This is a genomic window from Acetonema longum DSM 6540 (assembly GCF_000219125.1).
Classification (GTDB): domain Bacteria; phylum Bacillota; class Negativicutes; order Sporomusales; family Acetonemataceae; genus Acetonema; species Acetonema longum.
Genome location: NZ_AFGF01000173.1, coordinates 1 through 14,783, shown reverse-complemented (window position 1 = coordinate 14,783; position 14,783 = coordinate 1). Strand labels below are relative to the sequence as shown.

At 48.5% G+C, this 14,783-nt stretch carries 13 protein-coding genes; 12 read left to right on the top strand and 1 reads right to left on the bottom strand.

Annotated elements, in window-relative coordinates; all coding sequences use genetic code 11:
• The first annotated feature begins 1 nt into the window (after position 1).
• The 10 genes from ALO_RS15760 (at position 2) to ALO_RS15715 (ending at position 11,547) form a co-directional block, all read left to right on the top strand.
• Entirely contained in the window at positions 2–1,264 is a 1,263-nt protein-coding gene (locus ALO_RS15760; protein WP_004097755.1) for a sensor histidine kinase, read from the top strand.
• A 129-nt stretch (positions 1,265–1,393) separates the two neighbouring features.
• Positions 1,394–1,921 (top strand): hypothetical protein, encoded by a 528-nt coding sequence (locus ALO_RS15755; protein WP_004097753.1) that lies wholly within the window; start codon positions 1,394–1,396, stop codon positions 1,919–1,921.
• Between the two features lie 207 nt (positions 1,922–2,128).
• The gene (locus tag ALO_RS15750; RefSeq protein ID WP_004097749.1) at positions 2,129–2,407 is read left to right on the top strand and encodes a hypothetical protein; all 279 of its coding nucleotides are present in this window, start codon (positions 2,129–2,131) and stop codon (positions 2,405–2,407) included.
• Positions 2,408–2,562: 155 nt separating this feature from the next.
• Entirely contained in the window at positions 2,563–2,820 is a 258-nt protein-coding gene (locus tag ALO_RS15745) for a FeoA family protein (protein ID WP_004097747.1), read from the top strand.
• Positions 2,820–5,207: a ferrous iron transport protein B gene (gene feoB, locus ALO_RS15740; protein WP_004097746.1), complete on the top strand. Its 2,388-nt coding sequence runs from the start codon at positions 2,820–2,822 to the stop codon at positions 5,205–5,207. Before ALO_RS15745 ends, feoB begins: the two co-directional genes overlap by 1 nt.
• Positions 5,208–5,357: 150 nt before the next feature.
• Positions 5,358–6,278 (top strand): porin, encoded by a 921-nt coding sequence (locus ALO_RS15735; RefSeq protein ID WP_004097744.1) that lies wholly within the window; start codon positions 5,358–5,360, stop codon positions 6,276–6,278.
• A gap of 217 nt (positions 6,279–6,495) precedes the next feature.
• The gene (locus tag ALO_RS15730) at positions 6,496–7,539 is read left to right on the top strand and encodes an ROK family protein (RefSeq protein ID WP_004097742.1); all 1,044 of its coding nucleotides are present in this window, start codon (positions 6,496–6,498) and stop codon (positions 7,537–7,539) included.
• A 63-nt stretch (positions 7,540–7,602) separates the two neighbouring features.
• Positions 7,603–8,793, top strand: a complete 1,191-nt coding sequence (locus tag ALO_RS15725) for an MFS transporter (RefSeq protein ID WP_004097741.1) — start codon at positions 7,603–7,605, stop codon at positions 8,791–8,793.
• Positions 8,794–8,862: 69 nt separating this feature from the next.
• Positions 8,863–9,651: a histidinol-phosphatase HisJ family protein gene (locus ALO_RS15720; protein ID WP_004097739.1), complete on the top strand. Its 789-nt coding sequence runs from the start codon at positions 8,863–8,865 to the stop codon at positions 9,649–9,651.
• 198 nt (positions 9,652–9,849) lie between these two features.
• Positions 9,850–11,547 (top strand): amidohydrolase, encoded by a 1,698-nt coding sequence (locus ALO_RS15715; RefSeq protein WP_004097736.1) that lies wholly within the window; start codon positions 9,850–9,852, stop codon positions 11,545–11,547.
• A 228-nt stretch (positions 11,548–11,775) separates the two neighbouring features.
• On the opposite strand, the gene ALO_RS15710 is transcribed toward ALO_RS15715, so the two are convergent.
• On the bottom strand, positions 11,776–12,765 hold the full coding sequence (locus tag ALO_RS15710; protein WP_004097735.1) for an asparaginase: 990 nt from the start codon (positions 12,763–12,765) through the stop codon (positions 11,776–11,778).
• Between the two features lie 491 nt (positions 12,766–13,256).
• On the opposite strand from ALO_RS15710, the gene ALO_RS15705 reads away from it, so the two are divergent.
• Together ALO_RS15705 and ALO_RS22725 are read left to right on the top strand one after the other, a co-directional pair.
• Positions 13,257–14,339 carry an exosporium glycoprotein BclB-related protein gene (locus ALO_RS15705; RefSeq protein WP_274428214.1) on the top strand — a complete coding sequence of 361 codons (1,083 nt, stop codon included), beginning with the start codon at positions 13,257–13,259 and terminating at the stop codon, positions 14,337–14,339.
• Positions 14,340–14,528: 189 nt separating this feature from the next.
• Positions 14,529–14,783, top strand: a 255-nt coding sequence (locus ALO_RS22725; protein WP_004097733.1) for a hypothetical protein, incomplete at its 3' end; no start/stop codon positions are given.

Genomic DNA, 14,783 nt, shown 5'->3' with positions numbered 1-14,783 from the left:
CATGTTTCAAAGCACCTTTCGCCGGCTGACTGTCCTGAACTCCCTGGTATTTTTATCGGTGTTTGTTATTTTTGCCTCGGCTTTTTACGGCTATCTGGCCTACCGGCTGTTTGACCAGGTAGACGATGCCCTGCGGGCCAGGGTGAATTCCTTCCGGTTGGTAAGAGGGCGGATTGCCTCGGCTAGAGTCCGGCCTTTCTTTGATCCCCGCATTTTTTTGATCTTGCGCAGTTCTGACGGGCAGGCTGTCAGTTTATCCCCGTTTAGGACCGAGGAAAGCGGCGACCTGACGGCGATCGTAGCGGATATAGAATTGGGAGATCTGCGGACCAAGGAATATGAGAATCATACCTATCGGGTCATGAGTGTGCCTTATCCCTATGAAGACAAAGTTTTAAATATGGCCAATGTGGTCCAGGTGCAGGAAATCATAGCCGTCAGCATTGTGGATACCGAGGTCAGGCTGCTGCATGACCTGTTGTGGATTATGCTGGGTTCTTTGGTCTTAGGCCTTGTCGGCATTATTTGGGCCGGGTATTATCTCGCTAAGCGGGCGATGGTCCCCATTGAAGCGGCCTGGAAAAAACAGCAGCAGTTTGTGGCGGACGCGTCCCATGAACTGCGTTCGCCGATTACCGGCATCAACAGCAATGCGGAATTAATGCTGCGGCATCCTGAACGGACTATCGAAGAAGAGAGTCATCGCATCAATAATATCATTAAGGAAACCATGCGCATGGCGAAACTGATCGCCCATCTCCTTACCCTGGCCAGATCTGATGCCAACGAAGCCGAACTGCAACTGGCTCCGCTGGATATCAGTGAACTTATCGGGACGGTCGCCGAGCAATTTAAGCCTCTGGCCGAAATGAATCAAATCGAGCTTAGCGTCCAAATCACACAAAAGGTGGAACTGATCGCTGACAAAGAACGTTTGCATCAACTGGTCGTCATTCTGCTGGATAATGCTTTTAAATATACCCCGGCGGGGGGACAAATTCTTATTTCTTGTTTTACAGCGGATAAGCAGGCGGTCATTTATGTTCAGGATACCGGCCAGGGCATAGCCCCTGAGAACCTGCCGCGTATTTTTGACCGCTTCTTTCGCGAAGATAAAGCCCGGTCCCGGGAAAGCGGCACCGGGCTGGGCCTGGCCATCGCCAAATGGATCGTGGACAAGCATGGCGGCAAGATGGGGGTCGAAAGTGAAGTAGGGAAAGGGACGAAATTCAAGGTTTCTTTTCCCGGCGGCAATTCACGCTAATGGTAAAATCTTCTGTGCCATTTAGCCGGTTTTCAAAAGAAATTCTAAAATCGCTGCCGCATAATACAACCATACCCGGTACCGATACCAGAAAAAATGAAACAACTAATAGAAGGATGGTTGAAAACTATGAATGGAAATAAAAAATGGTTTCTGGCAATCAGTATGGCAACAATGATTGGCGTAAATGGAGTGGCTGTGGCCGCAGTCCCGCAGTATCAGACGCCGGAAAAAGGCAAAGCACCCGCTCACTGGCATTATCAGCGTCCGGGCCTGGAGGATAGAGGCGATTCTTTCCGGCAGCGCGACAACCGCAGCATTCAAGATAATCTGCTTAAGCTGCTGAAGATGAACGAAAGAACCTTCCAGGCTCAAATCAAATCCGGTAAATCTTTGGCGGCTATTGCCAAAAAACAAGGTGTGTCGGAACGTACCCTGAAAAACTTTTTGGTTGATCAGATGGAAAAACGTATCGATCAAGCGGTAAAACATGACAATATTTCCCGGAATCAGGCTAAACAGATGAAAGCCAAATTGCCGGAACAGGTAAAAAAGATGATTAACCGCCGGGGTTTTGATTGTAAGTATACCGGCATCCTGGACAACAGAATGTATGAACACGGCAAAACCTCATGGGGCAACAGATTTGGCAAGTAATTGCCCGATTAGCAATAGGAACAGGCGCACGCTATGCAAGCGCCTGTTCCGGTACTTAATTTTTGGTCATAGAGCTATTCTAAAGAAAATCTAAAAAATATAGGTCATAATGCAGAAATACGGATAACATAATACGGATAGACAACATATCCCAGGAATATCGGACAGCCGAAACCGGGAAAGATTACGCAGGGGAGGAGAAACGGCATGAAAATACTATTGCGCCGGGTGACCCATTATCTGTTCAATGGCATCATGACAGCCCTGATTATGGCAGCGCCAATCCTTGTACTGGCAGGTTACGCTTCGCCGGAACCGGTTGTTCAGAGCAGTGTCCTGCGGGAGTACTGGGACTCAATGTTAAGCATCCGTGAAGAGAAAGCCCGGGTAGCATTCGAAGCTGATGAAAATAATACAGGCCTGGCAACTTATTTCATTGATCTGGCGGACATGATTGATGCGACCGGTTTCTTTTCGAAAGAATAGAATAATATAAGCAGAAAAGCATTTGCTGACAAATAAAAAGACAAATGCTTTTCTGCTTTTTAGCGGGACAATAGGGATTGACAAGGCCGGAATAAGAATCTATCATAGAAATGAAAATGATAATCAAGCTCATGGTTTTAACGGGAGGTCTTATAATGAACAAACCCTTGAGTCAACTTGTGCCTGGCCAAGCGGGAAAAGTATCTAAAATTACCGGGAATAGTGCTATTCAGCGTCGGATGGTGAATATGGGATTAGCAGTCGGCACAAAAGTGGAAGTGCAGAAATACGCGCCGCTGGGTGATCCCATTGAAATAAAGCTAAAAGGATTTAATCTTTCTTTGCGTAAGGCGGAAGCTGCATTGATTGTAGCAGATATCGCAGCCGACACAGATAACAGGAGGGCAGGCTAATGAGCACAAAGGGAAAAGTATATACAGTTGCCTTAGCCGGCAATCCTAATTCCGGCAAAACAACGATTTTTAATATGCTAACCGGCTCCAAGCAGCATGTGGGCAACTATCCGGGAGTTACGGTGGAAAAACGGGAAGGAAGCTGTAGTTACAATGACGTGCAACTGAGAATCATCGACCTGCCGGGGACGTATAGCCTGACTGCCCGCGCTGAAGATGAGCTGGTGGCCCGTCAATATATTTTACAGGAACAGCCTGATGTAGTGGTGAATGTTCTGGATACAGCCAATCTGGAACGTAATCTTTATTTGTCGCTGCAGCTGCTGGAGTTGGGCCGCCCCTTGGTTCTGGCCCTCAATATGGCGGATATAGCGCAGCAGCGCGGCATGAAGGTTGACATGGAGCGGCTTTCCCGGCTGTTGGGCATTTCGGTCGTGAATACTGTGGGCAATCGCAGCAAAGGCATTAAAGAGCTGTTGTCTTCTGTGTATGAAACAGTGCAGTCTGCCGGTAAAAAAGATGCCTTTACAGTGAATTACGGACCGGAGTTGGAAGCAGCCGTATCCAATCTGACCGAATTGTTGCTCTCCGGGAATCCGGCCGGCGGTCAATATCCTGCCCGCTGGATGGCTATCAAGCTGCTGGAAAATGATCAGGAGATTATCGCTCTTGTAAAAAATGCGGCCAATGGCGATAAGATTCTGCAATTAGCGGTGGAAGTCCGCATGGCATTGGCGAAAGAAGCCGGTGAAGATGCTGAAATGCTCATTGCTAATCGCCGGTATGCCCATTTGGACCGTATTATTAAGGAAGTGCTGGTGGCAGAGAATCAGGACCGCCTCACTCTGTCGGACCGGCTGGACCAGGTGTTAACCAGCCGTATCTTTGGTTTGCCGATTTTTTTCGCACTTATGTGGCTTTTGTTTAATATGGTCTTTACTCTCTCGGAACAGCCGGCGGGCTGGATTGAAGACGGCGTAGCCCTGCTGGGTGAATGGGCCGGGACCTATCTGCCGGACGGAGACCTGAAGTCGCTGGTTGTGGATGGTATGATTGGCGGGGTAGGCGGCGTCATTGTGTTCCTGCCTAATATCATCCTCTTATTTTTGGGAATTGCCATCTTGGAAGACAGCGGCTATATGGCCCGGGCGGCTTTTATCATGGACCGGATCATGCGAGCCGTTGGCCTGCACGGCAAATCCTTCATTCCCATGTTGATCGGCTTTGGCTGCGGCGTTCCCGCGGTTATGGGCGCCAGAACCCTGGAGAATCCCCGTGATCGGCTGGTAACGATTTTGGTTGTGCCGCTGATGAGCTGCAGCGCCCGCCTGCCAGTGTACACCGTACTGATTTCGGCCTTCTTCGCATCGGAAATGGCGGGGACTGTGCTGTTTTCCATTTATCTGGCGGGCATTATCCTGGCTATCCTGATGGCCCGTATTTTCCGGAGCTTCCTGTTGACAGGAGAAGCCGAACCTTTTGTTATGGAGATGCCTCCTTATCATGTCCCGACAGTACGCAGCATCCTGATCCACATGTGGGAACGGTGCATGCTGTATTTGAAAAAAGCAGGCACTGTTATCCTGGCTGTTTCGGTTATCATCTGGTTTTTGAGCAGCTATCCCAAGGAGATCGAGTACTCTAAAGACTATGAAGCTTTAACGGCAGCGGCGGAAGCTGCCTTTACCGAACAGGTCGCGAAAGAAGTAGCAGCCCCGCTGAACATCGAGAAAATAGAAGACCATTCTGCACTGGCAGAACTTATTGCCAAAGTGAAAGACCTGGATGAAACTCTGGCTGCTTCCGGTGAAGAGTTGGGAGAAGACAGCGAAGAATACCGTCAGGCGGAAATCGCCAGAGACAATGAGGTCGCAGCCTTGAAAACAGCCAACCCGGCTATCTTCTCCGCTGCCGCTCAATATTTGGAGCTGGAAGCAGCCCGGGATGCAACGGCAGAACAACTGGCCAGGGAACAGGCCGGCGAAGATTTAGCCGGCAGCTATGCCGGTGGCATCGGACACGCTATTGAACCGCTGATCAAGCCCCTGGGGTTTGACTGGAAGATCGGCATCGCTCTGTTTGCCGGCTTTGCTGCCAAAGAGGTAGTGGTCAGCACCCTGGGCACGATCTACAGCATTGGTGCAGTAGATGAAACTTCGGTGGAAATCACGAAAATGCTGGCCCAGGATCCTACTTTCAGTCCCCTGGTGGCTTATACTCTGATGCTCTTTGTCCTGATTTACGTTCCTTGTCTGGCAGCCATGGCTGTTATCCGCCGAGAGACCAACTCCTGGAGGTGGACCTTCTTCACCATGGGCTATACGATCGCTTTAGCATGGATCGTCTCGTTCATTGTATATCGTGGCGGTTTGTTGTTAGGTTATTAGAATTAGCTGACATACAATTCGGCTCTTTAGTTGGCGTCGGATCAGGCGGGGGAAACTCTCCGCCTGATCCGATGGTAACATTATTATATATACATATTTATAGCCAACTTATTGAGAATGATAATCAATTTCAAATCAAGGAGGAACAGAATGAAACACGGGAAAACTTTATTGATGGCAGCACTGCTGACCCTGGGAACCGCTGCCGGGGTCCATGCGGAAGAAGGGGACGCCCTTGAAATTTCGGGAAGCCTCACTGGGAACTGGGAACATGTAGAAGAGAAAGCGACGGATGAAGAGTTTGATAATACCGAGCAAACCTTCAACCTGAATCTCAATTATTCGTTCTCAGACAAGCTGGAAGCATACCTGCGCTACAGCTACCGCCACTTCGGCGGCGATAATTCCGATGAAAAAATCTCCGAGTTGGACCTATACGGCATCAAGTATCAGTTGAACGAAGAAAATGCCCTGAACATAGGCTCTCAGGAAGCGGAACTGGGCGTTTTGTCCGGTCTGGTAGATTTGACCGAAGTTGGAAAAGATGCCATGATGCAGGGGGTTACCTGGGATTATGGCGCTGAAGACGCGGATATTAGCGCTCATGTGATCGGCGGTGAGACTTTTGACGGCGATCTTACCCTGGCAGGACTTCAGTTGAACAAGAAAATGGGAGATGTGACTGTATCCGGTGAATACCTGCACCTGAAGGATGATACTACGGATGATAAGCTATCTACTTTTGGCCTGGGTGCAGCCTACACCTTTGAGAAATGGGGATTGGCCGCCGAATATCTGCGGTCCGATGCGGACGAAGATAAGACCGGCTATTTAGCTGGCGTCACTTATTCATTCACTGATGACAACACCCTGAGTTTGACCTATCGCAACCTGAAAAGCGCTTCTACCCTCATCGGTACTTACGGAAATGATACCAAGGGCTTTGAACTGGAATGGGAGAAGTCCTTCAGCGATCGTTGGACCCTTACTCTGACCCACGAAAAGGCCACTACGATCAGCACTGACGAAGACACTGATACGAGCACAGTTGAAGTGTCATATAGCTTCTAAATACAGTCAGGCAAGGGAATGTATGAAGGATTTGGACCGGCTACGGAGGCATCCTTCTCCCCTTAATGCGCCGGAAGAGCTGCGGGATTTCGCGACTCTTCCGGCGCATTACTTTATTGGATGCGGTGTAATGATTGACAAAATTATGATGGCATGCTAATATAATGCCACTTTCGATAATACTTATAATAAGTAAAATAAATAAGGAGAATGCGGCATGCTCCCCATAGCAAATAACACCATGAGAGTAAAGCAGGTCAATGTTGAATTGGTTAAAACTGCTTTGAAGGCTTTGAAAATTGGGACTAAATCAACGATCGCTAATGCAACCGGGTTAAGTGTGGCAACCTGCGGCAACATTTTAAATGAGCTGTTAGGGCGCGGTGAAGTTATAGAAACGGATTTAGAGGAGTCTAGCGGCGGCCGCCCGGCAAAACGCTTTATATATAATGCAAATTATGCCTATATTGCTTGTATCTATGTGAGTAACGAGGGAGGAACTTATAGAGTAGTCTATGCTATTGCCAATTTAACCGGTGAGATTATTGAAAGAAATTCGTCGGAAGCAGAAAGCATTAACTATGAAGCGATAGATAAACTCATTGAGAATCTGACTGGAAAATACGCAAATATTAAGGCTGTTGGCATTGGTATACCGGGGATTGTGCATAAAGGTCTGATTGGTGCCGGCGATATTGAAGAGCTGGTGGATATTCCATTGGCTGCCCGGTTAAAAGCTAAATACAACCTGCAGATTACAGTTGAGAATGATGTGAACTTAACCGCTTATGGTTTCTGTCAAAAACAACGCTATGAGGAAGATAAGACGGTTGCGGTTGTCATGTTCCCGGAGGGTAACTGTTCCGGTGCGGGGATTGTTATCGACGGGCGTATTATCAGAGGCAATACAAGCTTTGCAGGGGAAGTGTCCTATTTGCCTTTGAATTATTCACAGGAAGAGCAAATCAGGCAAACGAAAAATCCGGATGTTTTCTTCTCTTTAATGGTGAAAACAATTATATCCATCATCGCCGTTATTAATCCGGCTATTATCGCAGTAACGGGAGGCCTGACCCGGTTAGATACGCGGTTAGATACGATGGAGGGCATTGCCCGTTCCTGCGAAGCAATCATACCCCGGGAACATATGCCGCAGATCATCATTAAAGAAAATATGCAGGAGGACTGTATCCATGGTTTGATTTCGATTACGCTGGAAAGCATGGCCTGTGATATTCAATTGATAGAAAAAAGGCTGTAAGTGTATAACACAGTGCGAGTCAGATTTTCATTCACATGATGCGCAGGAGGGTGCAGGGATAAAATGAGTGAGAAACAAAACGGATTTAATTTGCGGATAGGTGACTGCCCGGCTTCTAAATATCCGGTACCGGGTCTTTGGGAACAAATTTCCACACGGGTAGCTTTCTTTGTTGGCGGTATCGGGGTTTCGGCATGGGCTCCACTGGTTCCCTACGCGAAGGGGCGCCTGGGGATTGAGGAGGGGGCTTTGGGACTTCTGCTGCTGTGTCTGGGGGCCGGCTCGATTATGGCCATGCCTTTCTCTGGTGTGCTGGCAGCACGCTTTGGCTGCCGCCTGGTGATTTTGACTGCCAGTTTACTTATCTGCGCCTCTTTGCCGTTTCTTGCCACGGCGGCAAGCATTCCGGCAATCGTGGCTGCAATGCTGATTTTTGGCGCTGCAATGGGTATGGCCGATGTAGTGATTAATATCCAGGCTGTGATTGTCGAGAAAGCCAGCGGTCGAAGTATGATGTCCGGATTTCATGGGCTGTGGAGTGTTGGCGGTTTCGTTGGCTCAGGCGGTGTCAGTGTTTTTCTTGGCATGGGGGTATCCCCGCTGGTGGCAGTGTCAGGTGTCGTAGTGGTTATTGTAACTCTATTGCTGATCTTCGGAAGATATTTGCTGCCCTATGGAAGTGAGGAAGAACAGGGCGCATCATTTATTTTTCCTAAAGGAATTGTCCTCTTCATCGGATTTTTAAGTTTTATAATCTTTCTGGCAGAAGGATCCATGCTGGACTGGAGCGCCGTATTCTTAACCTCACAGCGCGGGGTTGATTTTTCTTATGCAGGACTCGGTTATTCGTTGTTTTCCATAGCAATGGTGATAGGCAGACTTACGGGGGACCGCATTGTTTTTCGATTGGGCGGCAAGAAAGTCGTTCTTTTTGGAGGAATCTGCGCGGCGTTAGGACTTGTCTGTGTCATATTCATTCCCCACTGGGCTGTGGCTTTTATTGGTTTTGGACTGGTCGGGCTGGGGGCTTCTAATATTGTGCCGGTACTGTTTTCCGCATTGGGGCGTCAGAAAGTCATGCCGGCAAATCTGGCGGTATCGTCTGCCAGTACGCTTGCCTATTCCGGCGTTTTAGCCGGACCTGCACTTATCGGTTTTGTTGCTCATACATGGAATCTTTCCTTTGCTTTTTTTGCTGTAGCGGTAATGCTGCTGGTTGTGGCAGCCAGTTCCCGTGTTGTAACTGAATCGTAACGGCGTTAAGATTGAGAGGAAGAGGAAGACATTCGAAATTTAGCTGGAATGTAGAGGAGGAAATAAGAAATGTTAGCTGACTATCATGTCCATACACACCATTCCGGTGATTCGTCATACCCAATGGAGGATATGATTCTACAGGCGATTCGGCTGGGATTGGACGAGATTTGCATTACGGAGCATATGGACTATTTTAGAAACGACTTCACTCATATGGTGAATTACGATAAATACCTGAAAGAATATTGCTGCATGCAAGCGAAATATCAAGATAAAATTTGTATTAAGTTTGGCGTGGAGTTTGGTGTGCAAGTACATACCATCAAAGAGTTTGAACGTGATTTTGCCGCCTATCCATTTGATTTTATCATTCTATCGAACCATCAAATTGACGATAAGGAGTTTTGGATCGGAGACTATCAACAAGGGAAAACGCAGTTGGAATACAACCGGGAATATTATCAGGCAATCTTCGATGTAATTTCTGACTTTAAGAGCTACAGTGTCTTAGGGCATTTAGATATGATTAAGCGTTATGACCGGGAAGGCATACTGGATGACCGTGTTAATGAAGAACTGATAAAGAATATTTTAAAACTGGCCATTGCAGACGGTAAAGGCCTGGAAGTAAATACTTCCTGTTTTCGCTACGGACTGCCGGACCTTACTCCCTCGCGCACCATTTTAACCTGGTATTATGAACTGGGTGGTAAGATACTTACGATGGGGTCCGATTGTCATGAGGAAAACCATTTAGGGCACTTTCTTTTATCTGCGAAAGAGGAATTAAAGACGATGGGATTTAAGCAGTTTTGCACTTTTGACAAAATGAAACCCATTTTTCATGATCTATAATAGCATCTTTATTAAAAAGTGGTTGCTTTCTTGCTGGCTGCTCAATCAGCTGTTCTTGACGCATGGCCTTGGCAGACCAACGCCGCGGAAATCAAGCGTATGAAAAAATAGCAAGCTTGTGATGCCCCGTTGAATGCAATATAATATATAATTGAAACCCCTTAAACAGAGCAGGGACGTAGGCAGGTGAAAAGCTAATTGGCCGGTGAGATTGCTGATATAGTATTGACAAATGGCGTGGTGTATACTGCCGATCAGGCAAATACAGTATGTGAAGCTGTGGCAATCAAGGATAATAGAATCCTGTTTGTTGGCGGCAGCCATGCTGCGGAAGATTATCTCGGCGGTGAAAGCCGGAAAATTGATTTGGCGGGCCGGATGGTTATTCCCGGCATGCTGGATACTCATATCCATCCGCCGGGACTGTCACTGCTGGAATTGTATGAGGTGCAGTTAGCTCATTGCAACAGTTTGGGAGAATATCTGGACGCGGTAAAAAACTTTATTGCTCAGCGCCCGGATATCGAAGCAGTTTATGGCCGGGGCTGGTCCTGGAGTGTATTGCAGGGCGATGAATTAAACAAAGGTCCACGTAAAGAATACCTGGATGCGGTGACCCAGGACATACCGGTGATATTAAGAGCCAATGACGGGCACACCCTCTGGCTGAACTCCAAGGCTCTGGCGGTGAACGGCGTAACTACCGCGACCCCAACACCGGCGGGCGGCATCATCGAAAAGGACCCGTTAAGCGGCGAGCTTTGGGGAACACTGAAGGAAGGGGCCATGCGGCTGATTGCCTTGCCTCAGTATAGTATGAAACAGTATCGGGAAGCCATAATTGCTTTTCAGCAAAAAATGAACAGTTTTGGCATTACCGGCATTCTGTGCCTGGGCAGCCTGGCCTTTCAAACTATTTTTGAGGTTTGCGGTGAGCTGGAGCAACAAGGCCGGCTGCAGCTTCGTGTCCGGGGGGCCGTGACCGTCCAGCCCCAGGAGGATTTGCCTAAACAGTTTGAGGCTATAGACAGGCTGCGCCGGCAGTATCATACACTGTCCTTACAGGTAACTGCCGCTAAGTTTTTTACCGACGGCGTAGTGGAAGGCGGTACCAGTCATCTCCTGGAGCCTTATGCGCCCCCGGCTGGCAAGGGAGCTGATTACTGCGGCAGTTTTTTATGGGATATGAAAGAGCTGCGGCAGGCTTTCTATCTGACCAATGCAGCCAACCTGCAAATCCATGTTCACTCTACCGGCGACGCCTCCACCCGCAAGGTGCTGGATGCTCTGGAATATGTCCGACAGCAGGCTCTGAAGGGAGATTATCGCAATACCATTACCCATTTGCAGCTGGTAGACCCGAGTGACATCCCCCGGTTTAGACAATTGGACGTAGTTGCCAGCGTGCAACCCTACTGGCATTTTAAAAGCGCTCATTGGTGGAATAATGTGGATTACCGGTTTTTAGGCCAGCGGGCCGAAACCGAATACCCTCTGGGCAGTTTCTTTGCCCAAGGCATCACGGTGGCTTCCTCATCTGACTATCCCGCCACCGTGGTGCCTAACCCTCTTTTGGCCATGGATATCGGCGTGACCCGCAACATGGACCGGGGGAGCCTGTACGGCCTGGAGGATATCACCGACATGAATGATGAGCGGTATCTCTTGAACTCCAAAGAGAGGGCCACCATTCAGCAAATGATCAAAAGCTTTACGATTAACGGCGCTTATGCCATGTTTATGGAGAAGGAAATCGGCTCGATCGAAGCGGGAAAATTGGCTGATCTCGTAGTGCTGGATCAAAATCTATTGACCGTTCCGGCCATAGATATCGATAAGGCCAGTGTGGACATGACCTTCTTTGACGGCAGGCTGGTTTATGAAAAAAATAAATAAGGGATAACTCAAAAGCGTCATTCTCTTGCCACACAGGCGAGAGAATGACGCTTTTCCATTAGGAGTTAATTAGCAAAACGCATCTGCAGCCTCGAATCTGAACCCGTTCAAAAAGGTTCAGATGCTAGGAAGGGCGGCGGAAGTGCGCGAAAACTGTACGTTTGGGAGGGTACGGTGAGCACGCTTCCGCCGCCCTGACAACGCAGATGAGCCTTTTTCAACGGGTTCCTAATACCGCCAAAAGATTTCCTGAATCTCGGAGGTGTCGCGGGTTTTAGTCAAGGCTAGCATCAGAAGAATTCGGGCCTTTTGCGGGCTAAGGGTATCGGCGGCAACAAAATGATAATGATCATCATCCACTGCCCCGTTGCGGCTTACAATGCCGTTATTAACCCGGGTGCTGCGGACAATGACTACGCCTTGGCTTTGCAGTTCGCGGAAAGCCTGCTTTATTGCCTGGGACATGTTGCCGTTGCCTACACCGGCATAAACGATTCCCTTGGCGCCATTGGCGGCAGCGGCATAAGCCAGGGCGCCATTATCATTGACGTGGCCGTAGAGGATATCCACTTGCGGTAATTCTGTGATAGTCCCGATGTTGAACTCCGTCATATAGGTATGGCGGCGGGTGGGGATGCGGTAAAAATAGGGGCTGCCATCGGCTAAATAGCCTAAATAGCCCAATTCAGGCGCTTTAAAGGTATCCTGCAGAGATGTGTTTGTTTTCGTTACATCCCGGCTGGAATTGATCGTATCGTTTAAGGCTACAAGAACCCCTTTGTCCCTGGCGGCGGGACTGGCTGCCAAAATAATTCCGTTGTACAGATTCATGGGACCATCTGGACTGATAGCGGTTGAAGGGCGCATGGCGCCTACCAGCACCACCGGTTTGCCGCTTTTGATCGCCAGATTGAGAAAATAAGCCGTTTCCTCTAGGGTGTCTGTGCCATGGGTAATGACAATGCCGTCAATATCTGGCTGCTGCAGTAAAACATTCGCGCGGTTAGCCAGCAGCAGCCAGATATCTTGTGTCATGTCCGCACTGTCGATTTGAGCAATCTGTTCGCTGCTAAGGCTGGCAATATCTTTTAACGGGCCGATTTCTGACAGAAGGGCCTCTACCGGCAGTACGGCCGGCTGGTAATGGATCGTGTCGGCGCCTGAGTGGGCAACTCCGGCAATTGTGCCTCCTGTGGCAAGGATCATAATATTTTTCATTGTTCTAACCCTTCCAATGTAGTATCAGACATTATCATATCATATTTCGAGGCAATCGGGTGAAGAAAAACCTAGCCTGCGTAATAAAAGCCCACGACCATATCCAGGGCGCAATATGTATACCCTTATACAATTTAAAAATAGTGCGATGCAGCCTTATATAAAAGAAGTAACCTTTATACGTAAAATATCATAGTCTATAATACAAAACATTTAATTGGTAAATACAGAAGGAGGTTATTATGGATAATATTGAAGACCTCAACACAAATATCCATGATGATGGAAGATATAGAAACCGCAAATGCCATCATTGCGGCCATAAACACAAATGTAAAAAACTAAAACTACATCAGTTAAAAAAACTACACAAGCATGATTGCCACCAGCCTTGCCATGATGAATGCTGTGATTCAGAAGGGATTTTCGGGCCATTTGGGCCATTTGGAGTTTTTGGCCCATTCGGAGCTTTCTCGTGTTGTAACCCTTGTGTGCCTACGTGTCCCCCTGGAGTTGTTACAGGGGCGACCGGAGTAACCGGGGTTACTGGAGCTACAGGGGCGACCGGAGCAACCGGGGCTACTGGAGCTACAGGGGCGACCGGAGCAGCTGGACCTACTGGACCTACTGGAGCCACAGGGGGAGCGGCTGGAGCAACAGGAGCGACTGGAGCAACCGGAGCAACAGGCGATCCCGGAGCGACCGGGGCAACCGGAGCAACAGGCGATCCTGGAGCGACCGGGGCAACCGGAGCAACAGGCGATCCCGGAGCGACCGGAGCAACCGGAGTCACAGGCGATCCCGGAGTAACTGGAGTAACTGGGGTCACAGGTGATCCTGGAGCCACAGGGGCTACCGGAGCAACTGGTGCTACAGGAACCACTGGCGATCCTGGAGTGACAGGGGCTACAGGAGTGACGGGGGTTACAGGTGAGACTGGAGTAACAGGGGCTACTGGAGCTACTGGAGCTACTGGAGCTACTGGAGAAACCGGTGCAACTGGTGCTACCGGACCTACCGGCGAGGTTGGGGCCACTGGCGCTACTGGTTTAGGCGCCATAATTCCCTTTGCATCAGGGAGTCCGGTTACAGTAACAACTGTCTTAGGTGGAGTACTTGGTACCGCCGGTCTTGCCGGTTTTGGAAACTCTGTTTCCGGTGTCAGTCTTGCTGGTGGAACAATCGATCTTACTAGTACAGGTACAGGCGCCTTGCTAAACTTTGCGTTTTCAATGCCGCGCGCCGGAACAATAACTTCAATAGCAGCCTATTTTAGCACTGCGGTGGCGTTAACTCTCGTAGGATCAACTGTAACAATTACAGCTCAATTATATAGTTCCACCACACCAGACAATATTTTTACTCCCATTCCAGGTGCTGTTGTAACATTGGCTCCACCTCTCACAGGCGTAGTTGCGCTTGGGACAATTAGCAACGGCATTACTACTGGGCTAGCAATACCCGTAACCGAAGAAACCCGTTTACTAATGGTCTTTAGCGCGGCAGTTACGGCAGGCATTGATGTTGCGGCGGTTGTTGTAGGCTATGCAAGCGCGGGAGCCACAATTGTTTGATATAAGCTAAGTTATATAACTTATTATGAAATTGGCAGATGTATTCTGCCAACTTTTTTTGGATTGTTTTGCTAAACAAGTTATGATTGTTTTTCCGAAAACTTAATTGTAAATGTAAAAATAACAATTTTATGTAATCTAGCATATTATATTTTGACACTTAATCTTACAGTAAGGGAGGCTGCCAAGTTGGATCCAGAAAAAGTTTTTTTTGATACAAACAATCCTAATGAAAAAAGAAGTAAATACGCAAAGGATGATATTATTGGTGCATTTGATGGCCCTATTCCATTTGATCAACTTTTGAGGCAGGAGACCGGTGAGACCGGAGCTACAGGAGAACCCGGAGCCACAGGAGCAACAGGAGCAACGGGAGAGACAGGAGCTACGGGAGAAACCGGAGCTACAGGAGAGACCGGTCCTACCGGAGAGACAGGAGCTACT

Excerpts from the sequence above, each read along its gene's own strand:
- ALO_RS15760 (WP_004097755.1), top strand. The coding sequence starts at position 2 with ATGTTTCAAAGCACCTTTCGCCGGCTGACTGTCCTGAACTCCCTGGTA.
- ALO_RS15755 (WP_004097753.1), top strand. The coding sequence starts at position 1,394 with ATGAATGGAAATAAAAAATGGTTTCTGGCAATCAGTATGGCAACAATG.
- ALO_RS15750 (WP_004097749.1), top strand. The coding sequence starts at position 2,129 with ATGAAAATACTATTGCGCCGGGTGACCCATTATCTGTTCAATGGCATC.
- ALO_RS15745 (WP_004097747.1), top strand. The coding sequence starts at position 2,563 with ATGAACAAACCCTTGAGTCAACTTGTGCCTGGCCAAGCGGGAAAAGTA.
- feoB (WP_004097746.1), top strand. The coding sequence starts at position 2,820 with ATGAGCACAAAGGGAAAAGTATATACAGTTGCCTTAGCCGGCAATCCT.
- ALO_RS15735 (WP_004097744.1), top strand. The coding sequence starts at position 5,358 with ATGAAACACGGGAAAACTTTATTGATGGCAGCACTGCTGACCCTGGGA.
- ALO_RS15730 (WP_004097742.1), top strand. The coding sequence starts at position 6,496 with ATGCTCCCCATAGCAAATAACACCATGAGAGTAAAGCAGGTCAATGTT.
- ALO_RS15725 (WP_004097741.1), top strand. The coding sequence starts at position 7,603 with ATGAGTGAGAAACAAAACGGATTTAATTTGCGGATAGGTGACTGCCCG.
- ALO_RS15720 (WP_004097739.1), top strand. The coding sequence starts at position 8,863 with ATGTTAGCTGACTATCATGTCCATACACACCATTCCGGTGATTCGTCA.
- ALO_RS15710 (WP_004097735.1), bottom strand. The coding sequence starts at position 12,765 with ATGAAAAATATTATGATCCTTGCCACAGGAGGCACAATTGCCGGAGTT.